The organism is Campylobacter sp. VBCF_04 NA7, from assembly GCF_027737405.1.
Taxonomy (GTDB): domain Bacteria; phylum Campylobacterota; class Campylobacteria; order Campylobacterales; family Campylobacteraceae; genus Campylobacter_B.
Map to the genome: position 1 here is coordinate 57,733 of NZ_JAOVTT010000002.1, position 19,331 is coordinate 77,063.

Annotated in this window: 23 protein-coding genes and 1 tRNA gene; 14 read left to right on the forward strand and 10 right to left on the reverse strand. The window is 41.5% G+C overall.

All coding sequences use genetic code 11. The features are described from left to right. Positions 1 to 60: 60 nt before the first annotated feature. The 3 genes from rlmN to hisF are packed head-to-tail and all read right to left on the reverse strand — an operon-like array spanning position 61 to position 2,395. Positions 61 to 1,128 (reverse strand): 23S rRNA (adenine(2503)-C(2))-methyltransferase RlmN, encoded by a 1,068-nt coding sequence (gene rlmN / locus OFO00_RS01985; protein ID WP_270864679.1) that lies wholly within the window; start codon positions 1,126 to 1,128, stop codon positions 61 to 63. Continuing rightward, positions 1,125 to 1,640 (reverse strand): purine-nucleoside phosphorylase, encoded by a 516-nt coding sequence (locus OFO00_RS01990; RefSeq protein ID WP_270864680.1) that lies wholly within the window; start codon positions 1,638 to 1,640, stop codon positions 1,125 to 1,127. Before OFO00_RS01990 ends, rlmN begins: the two co-directional genes overlap by 4 nt. Beyond that, positions 1,637 to 2,395, reverse strand: a complete 759-nt coding sequence (hisF, locus tag OFO00_RS01995) for an imidazole glycerol phosphate synthase subunit HisF (protein ID WP_270864681.1) — start codon at positions 2,393 to 2,395, stop codon at positions 1,637 to 1,639. Before hisF ends, OFO00_RS01990 begins: the two co-directional genes overlap by 4 nt. A gap of 88 nt (positions 2,396 to 2,483) precedes the next feature. On the opposite strand from hisF, the gene rsmA reads away from it, so the two are divergent. The 6 genes from rsmA to ybaK are packed head-to-tail and all read left to right on the forward strand — an operon-like array spanning position 2,484 to position 7,909. Then, positions 2,484 to 3,287, forward strand: a complete 804-nt coding sequence (rsmA, locus tag OFO00_RS02000; protein WP_270864682.1) for a 16S rRNA (adenine(1518)-N(6)/adenine(1519)-N(6))-dimethyltransferase RsmA — start codon at positions 2,484 to 2,486, stop codon at positions 3,285 to 3,287. After that, on the forward strand, positions 3,268 to 5,322 hold the full coding sequence (locus OFO00_RS02005) for a ribonuclease J (RefSeq protein WP_270864683.1): 2,055 nt from the start codon (positions 3,268 to 3,270) through the stop codon (positions 5,320 to 5,322). Before rsmA ends, OFO00_RS02005 begins: the two co-directional genes overlap by 20 nt. A 10-nt stretch (positions 5,323 to 5,332) precedes the next feature. Beyond that, the gene (locus tag OFO00_RS02010) at positions 5,333 to 6,292 is read left to right on the forward strand and encodes a KpsF/GutQ family sugar-phosphate isomerase (RefSeq protein WP_270864684.1); all 960 of its coding nucleotides are present in this window, start codon (positions 5,333 to 5,335) and stop codon (positions 6,290 to 6,292) included. 2 nt (positions 6,293 to 6,294) lie between these two features. Then, on the forward strand, positions 6,295 to 7,065 hold the full coding sequence (locus OFO00_RS02015; RefSeq protein ID WP_270864685.1) for a pseudouridine synthase: 771 nt from the start codon (positions 6,295 to 6,297) through the stop codon (positions 7,063 to 7,065). An 8-nt stretch (positions 7,066 to 7,073) separates the two neighbouring features. Continuing rightward, the gene (locus tag OFO00_RS02020; protein ID WP_270864686.1) at positions 7,074 to 7,415 is read left to right on the forward strand and encodes a hypothetical protein; all 342 of its coding nucleotides are present in this window, start codon (positions 7,074 to 7,076) and stop codon (positions 7,413 to 7,415) included. Positions 7,416 to 7,417: 2 nt separating this feature from the next. Continuing rightward, positions 7,418 to 7,909, forward strand: coding sequence for a Cys-tRNA(Pro) deacylase (gene ybaK / locus OFO00_RS02025; RefSeq protein ID WP_270864687.1), 492 nt, complete (start codon positions 7,418 to 7,420; stop codon positions 7,907 to 7,909). Between the two features lie 44 nt (positions 7,910 to 7,953). Here ybaK and OFO00_RS02030 read toward each other — a convergent pair whose 3' ends face one another. Genes OFO00_RS02030 through OFO00_RS02040 form a run of 3 tightly spaced genes read right to left on the reverse strand, consistent with a single transcriptional unit; the run spans position 7,954 to position 10,387 of the window. Beyond that, positions 7,954 to 8,907 (reverse strand): hypothetical protein, encoded by a 954-nt coding sequence (locus OFO00_RS02030; protein WP_270864688.1) that lies wholly within the window; start codon positions 8,905 to 8,907, stop codon positions 7,954 to 7,956. Next, positions 8,904 to 9,827, reverse strand: coding sequence for a DUF3137 domain-containing protein (locus OFO00_RS02035; RefSeq protein WP_270864689.1), 924 nt, complete (start codon positions 9,825 to 9,827; stop codon positions 8,904 to 8,906). Before OFO00_RS02035 ends, OFO00_RS02030 begins: the two co-directional genes overlap by 4 nt. Further along, positions 9,827 to 10,387, reverse strand: coding sequence for a LemA family protein (locus OFO00_RS02040; protein WP_270864690.1), 561 nt, complete (start codon positions 10,385 to 10,387; stop codon positions 9,827 to 9,829). The genes OFO00_RS02035 and OFO00_RS02040 overlap by 1 nt, the downstream gene beginning before the upstream one ends. A 115-nt stretch (positions 10,388 to 10,502) precedes the next feature. Here OFO00_RS02040 and OFO00_RS02045 point away from each other — a divergent pair. Next, positions 10,503 to 10,579 (forward strand) — tRNA-Met (locus OFO00_RS02045). Positions 10,580 to 10,609: 30 nt separating this feature from the next. On the opposite strand, the gene OFO00_RS02050 is transcribed toward OFO00_RS02045, so the two are convergent. Continuing rightward, the gene (locus OFO00_RS02050) at positions 10,610 to 11,506 is read right to left on the reverse strand and encodes an AraC family transcriptional regulator (RefSeq protein ID WP_270864691.1); all 897 of its coding nucleotides are present in this window, start codon (positions 11,504 to 11,506) and stop codon (positions 10,610 to 10,612) included. A gap of 139 nt (positions 11,507 to 11,645) precedes the next feature. On the opposite strand from OFO00_RS02050, the gene OFO00_RS02055 reads away from it, so the two are divergent. Further along, on the forward strand, positions 11,646 to 12,788 hold the full coding sequence (locus OFO00_RS02055; protein ID WP_270864692.1) for an iron-containing alcohol dehydrogenase: 1,143 nt from the start codon (positions 11,646 to 11,648) through the stop codon (positions 12,786 to 12,788). A gap of 43 nt (positions 12,789 to 12,831) precedes the next feature. On the opposite strand, the gene OFO00_RS02060 is transcribed toward OFO00_RS02055, so the two are convergent. Both OFO00_RS02060 and purM read right to left on the reverse strand, forming a co-directional pair. Continuing rightward, positions 12,832 to 13,275 carry a tetratricopeptide repeat protein gene (locus OFO00_RS02060; RefSeq protein WP_270864693.1) on the reverse strand — a complete coding sequence of 148 codons (444 nt, stop codon included), beginning with the start codon at positions 13,273 to 13,275 and terminating at the stop codon, positions 12,832 to 12,834. Positions 13,276 to 13,304: 29 nt separating this feature from the next. Next, the gene (gene purM, locus OFO00_RS02065) at positions 13,305 to 14,288 is read right to left on the reverse strand and encodes a phosphoribosylformylglycinamidine cyclo-ligase (RefSeq protein ID WP_270864694.1); all 984 of its coding nucleotides are present in this window, start codon (positions 14,286 to 14,288) and stop codon (positions 13,305 to 13,307) included. 81 nt (positions 14,289 to 14,369) lie between these two features. Between purM and coaE the strand changes: the two genes are divergently transcribed. From coaE to OFO00_RS02090, 5 genes are all read left to right on the forward strand, one after another. After that, on the forward strand, positions 14,370 to 14,966 hold the full coding sequence (coaE, locus tag OFO00_RS02070) for a dephospho-CoA kinase (protein ID WP_270864695.1): 597 nt from the start codon (positions 14,370 to 14,372) through the stop codon (positions 14,964 to 14,966). After that, positions 14,963 to 15,814 carry a diaminopimelate epimerase gene (locus OFO00_RS02075; protein WP_270864696.1) on the forward strand — a complete coding sequence of 284 codons (852 nt, stop codon included), beginning with the start codon at positions 14,963 to 14,965 and terminating at the stop codon, positions 15,812 to 15,814. Before coaE ends, OFO00_RS02075 begins: the two co-directional genes overlap by 4 nt. 9 nt (positions 15,815 to 15,823) lie before the next feature. After that, on the forward strand, positions 15,824 to 16,198 hold the full coding sequence (locus OFO00_RS02080; protein WP_270864697.1) for a VOC family protein: 375 nt from the start codon (positions 15,824 to 15,826) through the stop codon (positions 16,196 to 16,198). 83 nt (positions 16,199 to 16,281) lie between these two features. Continuing rightward, positions 16,282 to 16,803, forward strand: a complete 522-nt coding sequence (locus OFO00_RS02085; protein WP_270864698.1) for a hypothetical protein — start codon at positions 16,282 to 16,284, stop codon at positions 16,801 to 16,803. Positions 16,804 to 17,311: 508 nt separating this feature from the next. Continuing rightward, positions 17,312 to 17,647 (forward strand): hypothetical protein, encoded by a 336-nt coding sequence (locus OFO00_RS02090; protein ID WP_270864699.1) that lies wholly within the window; start codon positions 17,312 to 17,314, stop codon positions 17,645 to 17,647. Here the strand turns inward: OFO00_RS02090 and OFO00_RS02095 are convergent, their stop codons facing one another. Continuing rightward, on the reverse strand, positions 17,648 to 18,781 hold the full coding sequence (locus OFO00_RS02095; protein WP_270864700.1) for an AAA family ATPase: 1,134 nt from the start codon (positions 18,779 to 18,781) through the stop codon (positions 17,648 to 17,650). It abuts the gene before it with no gap. A 227-nt stretch (positions 18,782 to 19,008) separates the two neighbouring features. Here OFO00_RS02095 and rpsJ point away from each other — a divergent pair, with 227 nt between their 5' ends. After that, entirely contained in the window at positions 19,009 to 19,320 is a 312-nt protein-coding gene (gene rpsJ, locus OFO00_RS02100; protein ID WP_270858578.1) for a 30S ribosomal protein S10, read from the forward strand. Positions 19,321 to 19,331: the final 11 nt, after the last annotated feature.

The window sequence follows — 19,331 nt, forward strand, 5'->3', positions numbered from 1 at the left end:
AACAAAATTCCGCCAATGCCGATTATAGCGACAATGGCGATGAAAACAATTTCAATTATATCAAGTATGCTCATTTTTGCTTCTTTCTTTGAGTTGTCCGCACGCGGCACTAATATCTAGCCCTTTGCTTTGGCGAATCGTGCAGGTTATGCCATGCGCACTGAGATAATCTTGGAATTTCACCATATTTTCCGTGCTTGGGCGCAGATACGGGCTTCCTTCGTGCGGGTTAAAGTATATCAAATTTACCTTTGCTTTTATGCCGTGAAGTAGCTTTACAAGGGTTTTTGCGTCATTTACGCTATCATTTACGCCGCCCATGACAAGGTATTCAAACATCACTCGCTTTCGCATATCTATGGGGAAATTTCGCACGGCGTCCATAACCGAAGCTATGTTGTAGGCTTTGTTTATCGGCATTAGCTTGGCACGAAGCTCGTCGGTTACGGCATGAAGCGAAATGGCAAGCAAAACGCCTAAATCCATTTCGCCAAGCTTTTTTATCTGCGTAGCTAGACCGCTTGTGCTAATAGTCTGGCGGCGTGGAGCGATAGCTAGGCCGTCATTTTCTTTTAAAATTTGCACAGCTTTTGAGACATTTGCTAGGTTATCGAGTGGTTCGCCCATACCCATATATACGACATTTACGCGTCTTTCGTAAGGGATTTGGTTTGCGATTTTTATGTATAAAATTTGCCCGACGATTTCACCTGCTGTGAGATTTCGCACAAATCCGCCTTTGGCAGTTAGGCAAAATGCACAGCCCATTTTGCAACCGACTTGCGAACTGACACAAATCGTGTATCTTGCATGGCGTGAAATTTTGCCGTTTTCATCAGCGAGTTCGTCTTTCATAGGAAGCAAAACGCTTTCTATGGTTTTGCCGTCTTTTAGCTCGAAAAGATATTTTTTGCTTCCGTCGATACTCTCTTCGCATTTTACGCATTTTACAGGGTCTAAATAGAAATTTTCGCTTAAATTTGCCCTTAATTCCTTTGGCAAATTTAGCATTTCATCGAAATTTTTAACGCCTTTTTTGTAAATCCACTCGTAAATTTGCTTGGCTCGAAATTTTGGCGTTATAAGCTCGGAGAGTTCATCAAGTGTGAAATCTAGGATATTTTTCAAATTATTCCTTTTTGTTTTAAGTAATTTTCTAAAATTTCTTTGGCTTTTGCGTGATTTTTCAAAAAATCTGCGTGTGCGTTTTGGTTGCAAAAATTCGTCGCGACGAAAATTCCGCGAGCTGGGATTTTGAAACTTTCGGCAACTTTGACGACAGAGTAAAATTCCATATTTTCGATTTTATAGCCGAGTGTGGCGAATTTTTGTGCGCAAATTTCATTTGTGGTGATGAAATTTGATGAGTTGCAAAATGTTTCATATGAAACATTTGGGTCAAAAATCGGGCTGTATGAATAGCCTAAAAGCTCGGAAATTTCGTGGTTTGTAGCTGTTTCGCACTCGAAAATATCAAAAATTTTACCTTCATTATACAGACCGCAACTGCCTACAAACAAAATTTCACTATGTTTTTCGCTCGCTAAAATTTTGGTTAAATTGATAGCACAATCCACGAGCCCCACGCCGACAGCGCGTGCGAAGTCGAATTTTTCGCCATTTCCTGCGCACACTATCAACTTCGAACCCTTATGCCGTTTCGCAAAAGATAGGCTTTTAAATCTTTGATTTTTATCTCGCCGAAGTGAAAAATGCTCGCCGCCAGTGCCGCGTCTGCCCCACACTCAAAGGCTTCTTTGATATGACGCATATTTCCTGCACCGCCACTTGCGATAACGGGGATTTTTAGCATTTTGCTAATTTTGCCCGTAACTTCCAAATCAAAGCCGTTTTTGGTGCCGTCGCAGTCCATAGAAGTGAGCAAAATCTCCCCCGCACCGCGGTTTTGCACTTCCTCTGCCCACGCATAAGCGTCCAGTCCGGTGTCTTCTCTACCACCTTTGACAAAGACATTATAGCCCTCGCCGGTTCGTTTGACATCGATTGCCACGACGACGCATTGAGAGCCGAATTTTTTCGCCGCTTCGTCGATTAAACCTGGGTTTGCGATAGCCGATGAGTTTAGGCTGACCTTGTCGCAACCCACATCCAAAAGTCGTGAAATATCGTCGATTTTGCGGATTCCGCCACCCACGGTTAGCGGGATAAAAAGCTGTTTTGCCACGCTTTCGACCACATGCACGATAGTGTCGCGGTTCTCAAAACTAGCCGTAATGTCTAAAAAACAAAGCTCGTCTGCGCCCTTGTCGTTATAGCGTTTTGCGATTTCGACAGGATCGCCTGCGTCGCGTAAATTTACGAAATTTACGCCCTTTACCACGCGCCCGTTTTGCACATCTAGGCATGGAATTATTCGTTTTGCAAATGTTTTCAAAAATTTTGCCCTTTAAAATTTTTGTAAATTTTAGCCAAATTTCGCTTATATAACCATTTTATAAGTAAAAATTGGATAAAATCTCTCGATGATAGTTGCAAAGAAAAAATTCGGACAAAATTTTTTAAAAGATAGTTTGATTTTAGACAAAATTATCCAATCGATTCCCAAAAATGCTGAAAATATCGTAGAAATTGGGCCTGGCTTGGGTGATTTAACTCGTAATCTTTTAAAGAGTTATAAAGTAAAAAGTTTCGAAATTGATAATGATTTATATCAGATTTTGTGCCAAAGCTTCGCCACAGAGATAAAAAACCGCGATTTAGAGCTGGTTTTGGGCGATGTTTTGGAAATTTGGGAAAATTCTCTTAGCGAAAAACCATATTTTTTGGTTGCGAATTTGCCGTATTATATCGCGACAAATATAATCCTGCGAGCCATTGAAGACCCGCTGTGTGAGGGTTTGGTCGTAATGGTGCAAAAAGAGGTCGCGCAGAAATTTTGCGCAGTTTCTGGGAAGCGGGAATTTGGCGCGATTTCGGTTTTGGCTAGCCTTTGTGGCGGGGCGCAGTATCTTTTCGAGGTGCCTCCACACGCTTTCGAGCCAGCTCCGAAGGTCATTTCAGCCGTGATGAGGATAGAAAAGACGCGCAATCCTTTCCAAAGCGTGGAGCAAAAGCACGATTTTGAGGCGTTTCTGAGAGCGTGTTTCGCCTCTCCTAGAAAAACACTAGCCAAAAATCTAAGTGCAATCGCGTCCAAATCAGATATAACCCAAATTTTCGAAGAACTAGAAATTTTTAAAAACACAAGACCGCACGAGTTAAATTTCGCCTTATTTTTAGATATTTTTAAAAAATTAAAGGTGAAAAATGGAAGAGAAAAAAACTAACAACCAAGCGCAAAACTCTGATTTTACAGGCCCTGAGCGCTTAAAAAAGGTAAATAGACGCCGCAGACACAGGGAAAATTTAAAAAAATCGTTTGATGAGAGCAAAAATCAAAAAGACGAGCAAAAAACCCCAGCAAACGAAAACAAAAAAAATAAAAAATCAAAAAGCGAAAAAGCGCAAAATCTATCCAGCGAAACAGCCGTGCAAAGCCCAAATTCAGAGGAGGGCACCAAAAAGAAAAAACGCTCCAAACGCAAGACAAATATGCCAAAAAGCCTAACCGGTACCGAGCCGTGGCATGTGGCTATGGACGAGGCGATTGCGGCGAATAAGGCCATGCACGAAGCAAGGCTCTATCCACTAAAAAATGCAAGCTCGGCTGAGACTATCCGTATAACTCCGCTTGGCGGACTTGGCGAGATCGGCGCGAATATGACGATTTTCGAGACCGCTACGAGCGCGATTATCGTCGATGTGGGTATGAGTTTCCCTGATGATAATATGCCCGGCGTGGATATTTTGATCCCTGATTTTAGCTATGTTCGCAAGATCGCTGACAAAGTCAAAGGTATCATCATCACGCACGCCCACGAAGATCACATCGGCGCAATGCCCTATTTTTTCAAGGAATTTCAATTTCCAATCTACGCTACGCCGCTACCTTTGGGTATGATTTCAAACAAATTTGAAGAGCATGGCTTAAAGGCGGAGCGAAGCTATTTTCGCCCAGTGCAAAAGCGCAAAATTTACAAAATCGGCGATTTTGAGGTCGAATTTATCCACATAACGCACTCGATTATCGACGCTAGCGCGCTTGCGATTACCACAAAGGCCGGCACGATTATCCACACGGGCGATTTCAAAATCGACCACACCCCAATCGACGGCTATCCGACCGATTTAAACCGCTTGGCGCATTATGGCGATCGTGGCGTAATGCTACTGATGAGCGATAGCACGAATTCTCACAGAGACGGCATTACCAAATCCGAAAATTCGGTAGGCAGGACATTTGACGGCATTTTTGCTAGCTCGAAAGGGCGCGTGATTATGAGCACATTTAGCTCGAATATTCACCGTGTCTATCAGGCAATCGAGCGCGGTGTGAAATACGGCCGCAAGGTCTGCGTGATAGGGCGAAGTATGGAGCGAAACCTATTTACGGCAATGGAGCTAGGCTATGTCGAGCTTGATCGCAAAATTTTCATCGATCCAGATGAGGTTAGCAAATACCCTGACAATGAGGTTTTAATCGTAACCACAGGCTCTCAGGGCGAAACTATGAGTGCGCTATATCGCATGGCCACAGACGAGCATAAATACATAAAAATCAAACCCACAGATCAGGTTATAATCTCAGCAAAGGCGATTCCAGGCAACGAAAACAGCGTCTCAACCGTGCTAAATTTCTTACTAAAAAGTGGCGCAAAGGTGGCGTATCAGGATTTCAGCGAAATCCATGTCAGCGGACACGCTGCCCAAGAGGAGCAAAAACTAATGCTTCGCCTAATCAAGCCGAAATTTTTCCTACCTGTTCATGGCGAGTATAACCACATAGTCAAACACCGCGAAACTGCGATAGAATGTGGGATTGATGAGAAAAATATCTATCTGATGAACGACGGCGATCAAATGGAGATTTGCGAAAAATACCTAAAACGGGTCAAAACCGTCAAAACTGGCAAGGTTTTCATTGACAATCAAATCAATAAACAAATTTCCGATGAAATCGTAAAACACAGGCAAAATTTGGCCGACGCTGGCGTGGCTGTAATCATCGCTCAAATCGACAAAACAGCCAAAAAGCTTATCAAATCTCGCGTCATTACCTACGGGCTTGTCGCAGAATCGCAAGTAACGGTATTTACCAAGGATATGGAGGGCTTAATCGAGCAGTTTTTGGCAAATATGAAAACCGAAATTTTGCTTGATAACCGCGTGTTGGAGTCGCAAATTCGCCAAGCCGTGCGAAAGCATATTTTCAGAAAAACGAAAAAATATCCGACAATCGTGCCGGTTATTTACCTAATGTAAGGGGCATTTTATGGGCATTTTAGAAAACGCAAAAGAGGTTTTGAGGCTCGAAGGTAGCGAGCTTTTACGCCACGCAGAGCTTATCGGCGATGAAATCGAAAGAGCGGTAAATTTGATTTTAAATTGCAAAGGAAAATTAATCGTAACAGGCGTGGGCAAAAGCGGTCATATCGGCGCGAAAATCGCTGCTACTTTGGCAAGCACAGGCACGCCTAGCTTTTTCATGCACCCCACAGAAGCCCTGCACGGCGATCTTGGCATGGTAGGCAAAGATGATTTGGTTTTGGCAATAAGTTTTAGCGGCGAGAGCGAAGAGCTGGTTCGAATTTTGCCACACATTAAGCGATTTGGCGTAAAAATCATCGCAATGGCAAGTAACAAAAATAGCTCTTTGGGGCGAATAAGCGATGAGTTTATCAGTCTAAAAATCGAAAAAGAAGCGTGTCCGCTTGGGGCGGCGCCTACGGTTTCTACCACGCTAACACTCGCACTTGGCGATGCGTTAGCCGTGTGCTTGATGAACGAGCGAAAATTTCAAAAAGAAGACTTCGCAAACTTCCACCCGGGCGGAAGTCTTGGCAAACGGCTATATCTAAAAGTCGCCGATGTCATGCGAACTAACGATTTGCCGATTGTTAGCGAAAGTGTTAGCCTAAAAGAAGCCATAAATGCGATGACGCACGGCAAACTAGGCACCGTTTTGCTAACTAACACTAACGGAAAGCTAACGGCGATTTTAAGCGACGGCGATTTGCGTAGGGCGTTAATGGGCGAAAATTTTAGCCTTGAAGAAAGCGCGATTAAATTTGCCACAAAATCGCCAAAAACCATTGAAAATTCGCAAATTTTAGCTTCCAAGGCGTTGGAGATGATAGAAAATTTCAAAATTCAGCTTCTTGCCGTTACGGACGAAAACGGCACCCCAATCGGCACCGTGCATATCCACGACCTTAAAAACATAGGGCTATAAAAATGGAAAAAATGCGTTTAAATAAATTTATCTCGCACAATACAGGCTATTCGCGCCGTGAAGCCGACGAGCTAATCAAAAACGGCAAAGTTAGCATAAACGGGCGAGTTGTTAGTGAGTTTGTCGAAGTCAGTGGCGAAGAAAAAATCCGTATAAACGGGCGAATAATCAAGAAAAAAACCGAATTTAGCGTGATTGTCTATCACAAACCAAAGGGCGAGTTAGTCACCAAAAAAGACGACCGCGGTCGCAAGACGATTTATGACAGCTTGCCAAATGGATTTTCTAAATTTGTTAGTATCGGACGGCTCGATTTTGCCAGTGAAGGGCTTTTGCTATTAACTGACGCCCCTGCTATCGCCACTGCGTTAATGAAAAGCGACATCGAAAGAGAATATTACCTAAAAGTCAAAGGCGAAGTAACTGACGAAGTCGTAACGGCGATAAAAGAGGGCTTTTATGCAGACGACGCCACCAAGGGCGCTCACGCCAAAAGCAAAATCAAATCAATGGAATTTAAGCCATTTTTGGCGTATCGCATAATGCCAAGCAGCGGCGGATACACCAAAATCAAAGCTATCATAAACGAAGGGCAAAACAGAGAGTTAAGGCGCTTTTTTGGGTATTTTGACCTAGAAGTGGTAGATCTTAAACGCACGGCATTTGGGCGGGTTACGCTAGGAACTTTGAAGCCGGGCAAATGGAGATATTTGGACAGCTCGGAATATGATGATTTGAGAGATTTTTTGAAGCAAGAAAAAATAGTGTATTAAGGGATAATGTGCAAATAAATTCGAAAAGAATTTTAAAATTTATACTAAATGTAATTATAGGTTATTCGCCTATATTTTATTTGCTTATTTATACAATTATCGGGGCATTAAAAATTAAGGCTGGCACTTTCGAAAGAGACCCTTCTGGCTTTGGCGTATTGGCATTTTTAATTCCACTTAGTGCGATTTGTATTTGTGTTGTTCATTTGATAGGAATGATAATTTGTAAAGTTGCAAAGTTAAAAAATGCAGTTGCAGACTTTTTTCAAGATAATTGCATTTTTTCATTTTGTTGTGTAGCTTTATTTTATTGTATATTGTTAGTTATGAGATATTTTCAAGCAGGCTGACCATGTCTAAACACGAACACAAAACTAACGCTTGTCGCATACTTGACGGGCTTAAAATTCAGTATGAAATTTTAGAATACGAAGTCGATGAAAACAACCTTGACGCTGTGCATGTGGCAAATTCGTGCCAAAAGCCAATAGAGCAGGTCTATAAAACGATAGTTTGCGAGTGTGGAAATGAATATATCACGGCGTGTTTGCAAGGCGATTTAAGCCTTGATTTAAAGGCGTTAGCTAGAATTGCGAAAGTCAAACGCGCTGAACTAATGAACCTAAAAGAGCTAACAAAAATCACAGGCTATGTTAGGGGTGGCTGCTCGCCACTTGGCATGAAAAAGCACTTTCGCACATTTATCGACTCACGCGCACTAACACAAACGCAAATTTGCGTTAGTGCTGGAATCCGTGGCAAACAAATTTGGCTAAACCCAAACGATTTAGCGATTGCAACAAAAGCCGAATTTGGCGAATTTGCCGTGAAATTAGAAGGCTAAATTTCAGCACTCGAATTTACCCCAAATTTAAAAGCTAAATTTCGCTAAGAGCGCATTTCGTTTAGCAAAGCCGTAATCTTTGGCTCTTCGCTCGCTTTGATTTCGCTAGTGGCGAATGGAGCGAGATTTCGCGCGATTTCTATCATCATATTTATGCTTAAAATCACATTTGCGTTTTGGTTCGTGTCTATGCGAGTAAAAAGCGTGTCGTTCGAAACCGCGATAAATACGGAGTTGCTCACAGTGTGCATTTGCACTGGGGAGTTTAGGCTAATGCTGATGAGTTCGAGCGTGGTTAGGATTTTGCCGTCTTTTAAAACCTCGCTGTCAAAATTCTCGCCAGCGTAAATGTCGAAAATATCGGATTTGGCGATATTTGCCTTTTGGAGTTTGAGGTGCGGGGTTTGGAGCATAAACTCACCCTTGCCAATCGCCGAAAAATCGCTAGCAAAGGCGAGTGGATAGTCAAATTTCGCTATAAATCCAGTGTAAATTTTGCCGTCATTTATGCGCCCCCACTCGAATTTATCAAGTCCGAGCAAACTTTTTTTGCGCCCCTTAGTGCGTGTTAGCGCAGCATCGCCAAATTTCGCCTCGATTTCACCTACTTTGCCTACTAGCGAGCGTTTGCAAACGCATGTGTTAGCGTCTTTTTTAATCGGAAGTGAGCTTAAATCCTCTAAAAAAAATGCGCCAAATGGCTTAAAAGTAAGCCCAGTTTCCTTGGCGATCCAGAGCAAAATTTCATTATCAAACGCCTTGTCAAGCAGGGCTGAAAAGTGCTGTTTTTGGTTTTTGTCAAAATACGAGTGCGCCAAAAGCCCGCAAATCCCAATCAAACAGCCCAAAATGATTTTAAATTTCAGCGAATATCCGCCACTTAAAATCAAAAACGCCAGCGCACAAACTACGCAAACGACGATAATTAGCCGTTTTTTCGCGCTCGCTTCATCTTCTAAAATCGTCTTTTTTTTCAGCTCAAACGATACTATACTCATATTTTCTCCACAAATGCTTTTTGATTATTTTTCAAAATTTTAGCCAAAATTTTAAATTTTTCCAACTCCTTTTTTAGCGTGACGGCTGGGGAGTTTTCGCCAAGGAGCGGGTATGAAATATTTGGCTCGAAGCTGTTTTTACCAAGTGCGATATATAACCAAATTTTACCTCCCTCACACGCTAGGCTAAGTGGAGCCTTGAAATAATCCCTTAGTGCGATTAGCTGCTCCATAAATTTGGGCGTTAGTATGTAATGCGCGCTGATAGGATCATTTGAGTATGTGCGGAAATACTGCTCAAACTCAGTGTTATCCATACTAACGCGTTTTAGGTGCGAGTTAGCTCTGGCGTTAGTGTCGATGACATGGAGCGTGGAGGCGAAATTTTGGTTAAATTCGGCTATGAGCGTTATGCCGTAAAACAGGGTTGTTAGTTTGGGCGTTTGTTTTTGGTTAGTGTGTGTTTGTGTTTGTTTGGCGAGATAAATATCGCAAAACTGCGCCCTCACGCCCTCGATTTCCCCGGCGAAAAAATCATCGCCCCTATACACGCTAAAACCGCTTTCATAAAATCCGGGCGCGTTAAATTCGGCGAAATCGAAAAATTTCTTGCGCTCGTAGCTTAAATTTTCGTCTTTGGCGATTAGGCTTAGGATTTCGTCTTTAAAGCGCGCGTTAAAGGGCGTTATAAGCCTAGCGTGCGAAACACTAAAAAACATAAGCGAGGCAAAAACGCAAATTATGCTAGAAATGAGCAAATCAGGCACAAATCGTAGCAAAACGGGGAGTAGGACGAAAATGAGCGCAAAGGAAGCGACCTTTAAAATGCGTAAATTTTTGGCGATTTTTGCGCGCTTTTTTTCTAAAATTTCCAAATTTTGGATAATTTCTTCGTTTTTAAATTTTAAAATTTTTTCCATTATTTTAGCATTTCAGATAAATTTGGCGTGCGTTTTTCGCTCTCATCGGCGGCGAAAAATTCGCTCTTTTTGAAGTGAAAAAAGCTAGCGATGAGGTTTGTGGGAAACATTTCGCACGCGTTGTTATACACCATAACTGCGCCGTTGTAAGCGCGTCTGGCTGCGCTGATTTGCTCCTCGACTTCGCTTAGCGTGGCTTGGAGATGAAGGACATTTTCGTTGGCTTTTAGCTCTGGGTAGTTTTCCACAGCGATTTTTAGCGAGCCAAGTATGCGCGAGAGTTCGGCGTTTAGGGCGAATTTTTGTGTATTACTTGTGGTATTCATCGCTTCGCTTCGTAGGGTTGAAATTTTGGTCAAAACTTCGCGCTCGTGTGTCAAATATGCTTTAAGGGTAGTGACTAAATTTGGGATCAAATCATAGCGTTTTTTAAGCTGTGTATCGACGCTAGAAGCGATATTTGCGACCTGATTTCGTTTGGCAATCAAAGAGTTATAAATCCCAATAATGCTAAAAATCAAAACTAGGGTTATGATTAAAAAAATAGTAAAACCGCCCATATTTTCCCTTTGAAAATAAAATTTTGCTATTTTAGCATAAATTATATTTAAAATTTTGCGCTTTTTAAATTTTATATAAGTAAAATTTGGATAAACTCCATTTTTCCTACAATGTGTCAAGGTAGCTCAGCTGGTTAGAGCGCTGGTCTCATAAGCCGGAGGTCGAGAGTTCAAGTCTCTCTCTTGACACCATTTTTTATACGATTTTAAATTACACCGATTTTAGCTCAGCGTCAATTCTTTTAGCGTTTGGATATGTGCTTTTGGGGGCAGTCCATACATGCGCGCGTATTCTCTGCTAAACTGACTTGTGCTCTCATAGCCTACATCAAAGGCCACTTGCGAGACCGAAGTCGTGGTATTTAGTAGCATAAATTTCGCCTCTTCTAGGCGGATTCGTTTTTGAAATTCCAGTGGCGAAAGGGCGGTAAATTTTTTAAAATTGTGGTAAAAAGACGAAACGCTAATGCCAATTTTTTCAGCCAAATCGCTCATATTTATCGCTTCGTTAAAATGCGCTGAAATTTCGCTGATAGCGTGTGCGATTTGGTTTTGCATGGTGCCGTTTAGGATAAATTTGTATAAAAAATTCGCAGCTCCCTCATCGCCACTCATCAGCGAATACAAAACCTCTTTTACCGATAGATTTACCAAATACTCGCTGTGCGCGCCACCTCGTTCTAGCAAATGCACCAGCCTAGCGATAGAATCAGCCAAATCGAAGCTGATTTTGCTCACATAAAGGCTTTCTTTGAGCTTTTTTTTCGACGGGGTGAAATTTATGTTTTTGATCGCCTCAGCCAAATCATCGACTTTAAATTCGACAATAATTGACAAAAGTGGGCATTGCGTAACCCTGCCCGAAATCGGTATGTGAGTAGGGGTGAGCATGAATTGGTCTTTGTTATAAAAATACTCTTTGCCGTTAAATTTCACTAGCTTGTTTCCGCGTAGAGCGATACAGATACTAGGCTTGTAAATTCCGCTGCGAAACTCGGTAGTTTCGTCCGCGCGGTAAAATTTAATCTGCTCGATTTGTGTATCTATAACGCCGTAATTTGGATAATTTTTATCAATAAAATTTGCGATTTCATCTAAAATTTTGTTTTTATCTTTCATTTTTACCCCTTTTGAAATTTTTGATTTATTTTAGCAAAGAATTTTAAATTTTGCAGAATTAGGCAATAAATTTGTAAAATTTGTCTATAAGAATTTTGTAAATTCGGTTATAATGTGCGAAATTTTTTAAAGGAGAATTATGGAAAATTTCAGTTTCAAAAACCCTGTGCAGGTCGAATTTGGCAAGGGCAAAGAGAAAAATATCGGCGAGTATATGGCAAAATACGGCGCGAAAAAGGCGCTTGTCGTCTATGGAAGCGATAGAGTGAAAAAATCCGGGCTTTTCGATACGGCCGTAAATTCGCTCAAAGCGCACGGCATAGAATACGCCGAGCTTGGCGGGGTCAAAAGCAATCCAGTGCTTAGCAAAGTCCATGAGGGCGTGAAAATCGCGAAAGATTTCGGCGCAGATAGCGTGCTAGCAATCGGTGGTGGAAGCGTGCTAGATAGCTGTAAGGCAATCGCGGCAGGGGCCTGCTACGAGGGCGATGTGTGGGACTTTTTCTTCGCAAAAGAGGTTCAAAAAGCACTTATGATTTTTGACATTATCACACTTGCCGCGACTGGTTCTGAGATGAATAGAGGCGGCGTGGTAACAAACGAAGCGACAAAGCAAAAATTTGGCATAGATGGCCCAGCTTTGTTCCCAAAAGTTTCAATCATAAACCCAGAGCTTCAAGCTACCGTAACGCCTGAGTATTTGGTGTATTCGGCTAGCGATATCATCGCACACTCAATCGAGGGCTATTTCACAGCCACAAAACACCCTGAAATCATCGATATGTATATCGAAGCAAACATCAAAACCGTTATGAAAACAACCGAAATTTTGCTTAAAAACCCTGATGATTACGAGGCTAGGGGGGATTTCGCGTGGGCTGCGACAATGGCGCTAAATGGGCTAACTTATGTGGGCGTGAGCGGTTATAGCTACCCAAATCACATGTTAGAACACGCAATGAGCGCGGTGGTAGATTGTGCGCACGGAGCGGGGCTAAGCGTGATAATGCCAGCGTGGATGAAATGGTATAAGAAAAACAATGAAGCCAAATTTGCGCGCTTTGCCAAAGAGATTTTTGGGCTTGATAGCGCAGAGGCTGGAATTGACGCGCTTAAAGCGTGGTTTGATAAGGTTGGCACCCCAACGACGCTTGGCGGGGTAAAAATTGATGATAGCAATGTAGGCGAAGTCATGGAAATCATCGTGCGAGACGCGCCAAAATGGGGCTTACCACAATACGACGCAAAAGCTGTGAAAGATATTTTTGATCTAGCAAAATAGTCTGAAATTTTGGCGGAATTTTAAAATTTCGCCAAAATTTAATTTAATATCCCTGTGATTTTAGCCACTCGCAGGATCCCCTATCTCCGTTTTTACACTTGCTTCTGAAATGTTCGACCGATGCCAAACCTCTTTGATAAACACTGCAAGCATTATCGGCATGCTCTTTGTCGCAACATAGTTTTAGATATTTTAGTGCTTTTGCTGAATTTTTCTGTGTGCAATTGCCTCTTATGTAAATACCCGCTAACCTCAGGCAAGCGCCATAAAAAAAGGTTTCATCCGAATTACATATTTTTTCATAGTATTTTATGGCTTTTGCGCCAACTTCAAAATTTTTGGTTTTATCGCAACTATTTTCTAAATTTGTCGCCAACTCAAAGCATTTATCTAAATTCCCAGCCTCGCACTCTTTTTCGAGCCCTGAAATTTGTGTGTTAGCAAACGCACTAACACACAAAAACAAACAAAAAACGAAATTTTTCATAAATTCGTTAGCCTTTGTTAGCGCGTGATTTACGCCATTATTACGCCATTTCCCTCGCATACTTCGCCGATAACATATCCGTCAGTGTTAGCTAACACAAAATCAGCGTTAGCCTTCGGTGCGACTAACACCAAACCCACGCCGTTATTAAATGTGCGCTCCATTTCGGCTGCTTCGACTTTTTTGGCTAAAATTTTAAAAATCTCAGGCGTTTTGATTGCGTTTTTCTCGATTTTCGCGCCAAGCCCAGCGGGGAATACACGAGGCAGATTTTCTACCAAACCACCACCCGTGATATGTGCGCAAGCGTGAATTTTATCTTTCAGTGCCAAAAACTCTTTTACATAAATTCTGGTTGGTTCTAAAAGCGTGTCGATTAGGCTTTTTTCGCCGATTTTCTCGTCAAATTTCAACCCTAGCTCAGAAACTACTCTGCGCGCTAGCGAAAAGCCGTTTGAGTGCAAACCGCTACTTGGCAAAGCAATCAAAACATCGTCACGCTCTACAAATTTCGTGCGATCTATCTCGTCTTGCTCGGCTATTCCTACGGCAAAACCGGCTAAATCGAAATCTTTGCCCTCATACATCGACGGCATTTCGGCTGTCTCGCCGCCGATTAGCGCACACTTAGCCATTTTGCAGCCCTCGGCGATACCTGCTACTACGCGTTTTGCGCTTGCAATTTCAAGTTTTGCCGTAGCATAATAATCTAGGAAAAATAGCGGTGTAGCGAAGTTGCAGATGAGGTCATTGACGCACATTGCGACTAGATCGATACCCACGCCGTCAAGCTTGTCTGTGTCGATTGCTAGGCGAAGTTTGGTGCCTACGCCATCTGTCGCGCCCAAAATCGCTGGTTTTTTATACCCGCTTGGTAGCGCGAACGCACCGCTAAATGAGCCAATTCCGCCAATCACGCCTGGGGTCATTGTGGATTTGACTAGGGGTTTTATACTTTGCACAAACTCATTTCCTGCGTCGATATCGACACCTGCTTCTTTGTAGCTAATCACGGTTTTTCCTTTTTTTGGATTTATTAGAAAATTAAATTATTTTAGCTAAAATTGCATAAAAACGCTATAAAGGGGTGTGAAATGGCATATAAAAATGGTTATGTAATCACAGGCTCGATAGGATCTGGCAAATCTAGCGTTAGTAAAATTTTGCGTGATTTGGGCTATCAAATCATCGACGCAGACGAAATCTCGCACCAGCTACTGGATAAATCCTGGATAGATATTTCAAAAATTTTTGGCAACGAATACATCATAAAAGACGGCAAATTCGTGCGAATCCGCAGGAAAAAGCTAGGCGATTTGGTCTTTAACGACAAGGCTGAGCTTGCCAAACTAGAAGCAATCTTGCACCCAAAAATCAAAGATGAAATTCTAAGACAATCTGAAATTTTAGAACACCTAAATAAGCCGTTTTTTGCCGATATTCCGCTGTATTTCGAGCGCCAAAAATACGATGAATTCGACAAAATCGTAGTCGTATATGCCCCACGCGACTTGCTTATAGAGCGCATTATGGAGCGAAATGCACTAACGCGTGAGCAAGCCACGCTTCGCGTTAGTTTGCAAGCAGATATCGAATTTAAGCGTGCAAACGCAAATTTTGTTATAGAAAATGTTAGCGATAAAATAACACTTGAAAAAAATGTGAAAAAATTTTTAAAGGAGATAAATTGAATTTTTCAAAGTATAACGCATGCGGAAATGATTTTGTAGTAGTCGAGTTTTCACAAAGTGCCGAGCGTGGCAGTCTAGCAAGGGTGCTTTGCAACCGCGCAGAGGGTATCGGAGCCAACGGATTTATTTCGTTAAGCAACCAAACATCCCCTGGAAGCAACGACAATAATATCATTGTGGAGTTTTACAACCCAGACGGCACTAGAAGCCCGATAAGCGCAAACGCCGCAATGGTTGTGTGTATGTATGCCTACGAGCGATTTTTATCTGGCAAAAATGTGAAATTCAAAAACGACGCCAATGTAATAAACGGCGAAATTCGCGGATTTGATACTGGCAGAAGCGTGAGTTTTGGCACAAAAAAACGAGATTCAAATTTTGGTCAAATTTATGGCATGGGCTCAAACCGCGCAATCACAGCAAATGTCGAGGTTGAGTTTGATAATGTCAATCGCCTTGGCGAGGGATTTATGAGCAATGGCCACATGTGGTATTTATACGAGGTCGGTATGCCAAATGTCGTAACCTTTGTCAAAGATTTGAGCGCATATAACCACACCCTAGCTACCGAGCTTAGCGAGAAATTTAATGCCAATGTAAGTTATGCTGAGATGAGTAACACAGGGGTTAGGGTGCGCACATACGCACACGGCGCGAAAAAAGAGGTGCTATCATGCGGAACTGGCATAGCTAGCGCATATATCGCAGGCAGAGCACACTATAATCTGAGCGAAAACGCAAATATGGCGTGCGTGAGTGGCGAAAAAATCGGCGTAAAAATGCGTGGCGAGACTGCGTGCATATCAGGCGATGTCAGACACCTTTTCGACGGCGATTTTATCGCATAAAGGGCTAGCGTGAAAATCAAAAATATCGATCACTTTGTGATTTTAAGCGCAAATTTAGAGGCGACACTGAAATTTTACGGCGAAATTTTAGGCCTTGAAATCGTGCAAAACGGCGCCAAAATGGCTGTGAAATTCGGAGATTCTAAAATCAATATCCACCAAAAACTAGCTGAATTTCTACCCGTAGCAAAAAATCAAACCTACGGCTCGGCTGATTTTTGCCTAATCGCGCAAGGCAACATCGATGAAATCGCGCGCGAAATCACCTCTCGTGGCGCAGTAATCGAGCTAGGACCTGTGGAGCGAACTGGCGCGCTTGGCAAGATGAAAAGCGTGTATCTATATGATCCAGACGGAAATTTGGTCGAAATTTCGGTTTATTAAATTTGATTTGGCGTGAATTTTGCAAAATTTGCGCCAAATTTGCCTTAAAATTTCAAAATTTCATAAATTTATCAAGGATTAAAATGAAAAAATTTCTTAAATTTGGCTTTGCAGTTTGCGTGGTTATGGGGCTTGCGGGCTGTGGCGACGATAACGAGTGCGCGGTCTTTATCATGAACGAAAACGGACTAAACGAGCCACCATATATAAAAGAAGGTAGCAAAGCTGGCGTGTATGCGTGCAAAAGCGCCATGAGGATACGCACTATGGATATTTTGCGCCAAAGATCTTTCAAAGATAGTGGCAGAGGGAGCGCAAGTATGTTTAGCGTGTATGCTAGCATAGAAAAAGAGGAGCTAAGAATTCGGGCGAAGCGGGGCGAGATATTTTCTGATATCAATAAAATCACTGGTGGCGTGCAAATCACGCCAGAGATAAAAGCTAAATTTGAGCAGGCAGATAAGGCGTTTGCGCTGCTAGAAAGCAAATCTAGCGAGAGTGAGTTTCACGATAATTTCGTGGAAGCCTTAGGGAAACTGGGCGAGTGCGATAAAGAAATAAGGCGTCAAAAAAAGGCAGATGAGGCCAAAACAGGGGCGAAATAGCGGAATTTGGCGCGAAGCGAAGTAATCTAGGGAAATTTATATTTCGCTTTTAAGTGTCATTGCGAGCGAGTGAAACGAGCGTGGCAATCTACAAAGCCTAAACTACCAACCACAAAAATGGCAAAATTTTGAAATTCTAAAACCCATGAAATTCAAAAATTTTGCCATTTACCATATTGTTTATTTTGACTTTGTAGATTGCTTCGTCGCTGTTTCACAGCTCCTCGCAATGACAATAGCGAACGAAATTTGTATAATCTGTCATTGCGAGGCGATTTACCGCCGAAGCAATCCAGTAAATTTAAACAATGTTTGATTTTTATAAACGGCTTTGCCGTTGCTGGATTGCCACGCCCGCAAAGCGGACTCGCAATGATATTTAAATGCAAAATTTTGCATTTATAATAAAAGGTAAAATTTCGGCGCAGTATTCAAAATTTGCGTAAGCGAAATTTCAAAATAAAATTTAAAAGTTGTATAATCACGGACTTTATTTTAAGGATTAAAAATGAAAAAATTTTTGATTTTGTGCTTTGTTTTTATTGTAATGCAAGCTTCGCAAATAGGTGATGCGAAAAATGATTTTGTGTCAGCGATTAACCATTTTTACAAGTATTTTTTAGAAAACGGACAATTCGATGAGATGGCGCAAAATATGACAAAAATCGTGTTGCCGATTAAGGTAGATGGCGTAGTTTGCGTTGATTTTGATGTAAAAAACAAAAGCGAACTTGAAATAAAAATGAATAAAACTGATGAAAAATGTAGGGATTTTGCACGAAATAGCGGCAAAGTTATCGATATTAAGGGCGCACAAACTAAGGGCAAAATTATTACTCGATAATCACAACCCAAGTGCGAACTGCGGAAACGGCACGACTTCGCACTTTATCCCCTCGATTTCAAGCGCGCCTGTATTTGCCATGGAGATCACGGCAAGGCGCGTGATTTTGAGCCGTTTTAGCTCCAAAATCAGCTTTTTAAATCTCAAAAACACAATCTCACTCGCGCTAAATGGCACGACCAAAACCCCTAAATTTCGGCTTGGCAGGTAAAAATCCAAATCCTTGGTGTAATAAATGGGCGCGCCCAAATTTGCCAGTTCGCAATACACGGCGTTTAAAAATTTTTTCACAAAATCTTTTTTGAAGCCGAGAATTTCTTTGAGATTGAAATTCGAAAAAAACATCTTTTTCGCCGCTTTTTCATCGCCAAATTTTGGGATAAAATTTATAAAATTTTCATCGTCAAATTTCGCTATGGTCGCATAGACGCTGTCCTTTGAAATGCGGATTTTTTCTTTTAAATTTGTATAAATTTTATTCGCGCTAAATGACGCTGCGACGAAAGCCGCGCACTCTTTTAAAATTTTAATCTCATTTGCGCTTAGAGCCGATTTTAGCGCGTTTTGCTCGGAATTTATGCTCCCTGCTGAGTGCAAAAGCGAGCCACCCACGCTACCGCCTTGTGAGAAAAATGCCGAAATAATGGCGTTTATCTCGCTGTGTCGTTTATCGAAAGCGATAAATTCCTCAAAACAAAGTGGCGTAATTTTTAGCTTTGCAAAATTTTCTAGCCCAAAGCTACTTTTGCGCGTGGAGATGATAATGCTTTGCAAATTTTGCAAGGCACCAGAGTTTAGCAAATTTTGCAAATGCGAAATTTCACCCGGCAAAATTTCATCTAAATTATCCAAAAAAAGCGCGATAATCTGCGAATTTTGCTCTAAAAATTTAAAAATTTTATCAAATTCATCGCTTAGATTTAAAAATTCATAGCGCAAATCCGCGAAATTTACATACAAAAACTCGCCCTTTTTGAAATTTGAAATATAATCAAACAAAATCAAACTTTTCCCAGCCCCAAGTGCGCCATAAAGTATAGTTTTGGGCGTATCAATGGAGGTTTTTCTAGCTATAAATTTCGCCTCTTCTGGCGGATTGTCATAAAAATATTCTAAATTTTGCATAAAACGCATTTTAAAATTTTCCTTATTAAAAGGAAATAAATTCAGCAAAATTTACAAAATTTTAAAATTTCAAAAATTTTGCTCCAAATTTCAGAATATTTCCTTATAAAAAGGAAAAAATTCTATAAAATTCACCGAATTTCTTGACAAAATTTTGCCTTTTTCATATAATCCCAGTCTTTTGTTTTTAAGGCAAAAGGTCACGCGTTGTGACAAGTTCTTTTTAAGGAAAGCAGATGCAAAAAATCAGGTTAAAGTTAAAAGCTTATGACCATAGGGTTTTAGATCGCACAGTTGCGGCAATTGTAGAAGCCGTCAAGAGAACAGGCGCCGATGTGAGAGGTCCAGTTCCAATGCCTACGAAGATCAAACGCTACACAGTCTTGAAATCTCCACACATTAACAAAGATTCGAGAGAGCAGTTTGAGATGAGAATTCACGCTCGTATGTTAGATATCGTAGCGGCAACCCCTGATACAGTTGATTCGCTAACTAAACTTGACTTAGCCCCAGAAGTTAATGTCGAAGTTCATGCGATGGGCAAATAAGGAGTTAAAGT

Excerpts from the sequence above, each read along its gene's own strand:
- rsmA (WP_270864682.1), top strand. The coding sequence starts at position 2,484 with ATGATAGTTGCAAAGAAAAAATTCGGACAAAATTTTTTAAAAGATAGT.
- OFO00_RS02005 (WP_270864683.1), top strand. The coding sequence starts at position 3,268 with ATGGAAGAGAAAAAAACTAACAACCAAGCGCAAAACTCTGATTTTACA.
- OFO00_RS02010 (WP_270864684.1), top strand. The coding sequence starts at position 5,333 with ATGGGCATTTTAGAAAACGCAAAAGAGGTTTTGAGGCTCGAAGGTAGC.
- OFO00_RS02015 (WP_270864685.1), top strand. The coding sequence starts at position 6,295 with ATGGAAAAAATGCGTTTAAATAAATTTATCTCGCACAATACAGGCTAT.
- ybaK (WP_270864687.1), top strand. The coding sequence starts at position 7,418 with ATGTCTAAACACGAACACAAAACTAACGCTTGTCGCATACTTGACGGG.
- OFO00_RS02030 (WP_270864688.1), bottom strand. The coding sequence starts at position 8,907 with ATGAGTATAGTATCGTTTGAGCTGAAAAAAAAGACGATTTTAGAAGAT.
- OFO00_RS02035 (WP_270864689.1), bottom strand. The coding sequence starts at position 9,827 with ATGGAAAAAATTTTAAAATTTAAAAACGAAGAAATTATCCAAAATTTG.
- OFO00_RS02040 (WP_270864690.1), bottom strand. The coding sequence starts at position 10,387 with ATGGGCGGTTTTACTATTTTTTTAATCATAACCCTAGTTTTGATTTTT.
- OFO00_RS02050 (WP_270864691.1), bottom strand. The coding sequence starts at position 11,506 with ATGAAAGATAAAAACAAAATTTTAGATGAAATCGCAAATTTTATTGAT.
- OFO00_RS02055 (WP_270864692.1), top strand. The coding sequence starts at position 11,646 with ATGGAAAATTTCAGTTTCAAAAACCCTGTGCAGGTCGAATTTGGCAAG.
- OFO00_RS02060 (WP_270864693.1), bottom strand. The coding sequence starts at position 13,275 with ATGAAAAATTTCGTTTTTTGTTTGTTTTTGTGTGTTAGTGCGTTTGCT.
- coaE (WP_270864695.1), top strand. The coding sequence starts at position 14,370 with ATGGCATATAAAAATGGTTATGTAATCACAGGCTCGATAGGATCTGGC.
- OFO00_RS02085 (WP_270864698.1), top strand. The coding sequence starts at position 16,282 with ATGAAAAAATTTCTTAAATTTGGCTTTGCAGTTTGCGTGGTTATGGGG.
- OFO00_RS02090 (WP_270864699.1), top strand. The coding sequence starts at position 17,312 with ATGAAAAAATTTTTGATTTTGTGCTTTGTTTTTATTGTAATGCAAGCT.
- OFO00_RS02095 (WP_270864700.1), bottom strand. The coding sequence starts at position 18,781 with ATGCGTTTTATGCAAAATTTAGAATATTTTTATGACAATCCGCCAGAA.
- rpsJ (WP_270858578.1), top strand. The coding sequence starts at position 19,009 with ATGCAAAAAATCAGGTTAAAGTTAAAAGCTTATGACCATAGGGTTTTA.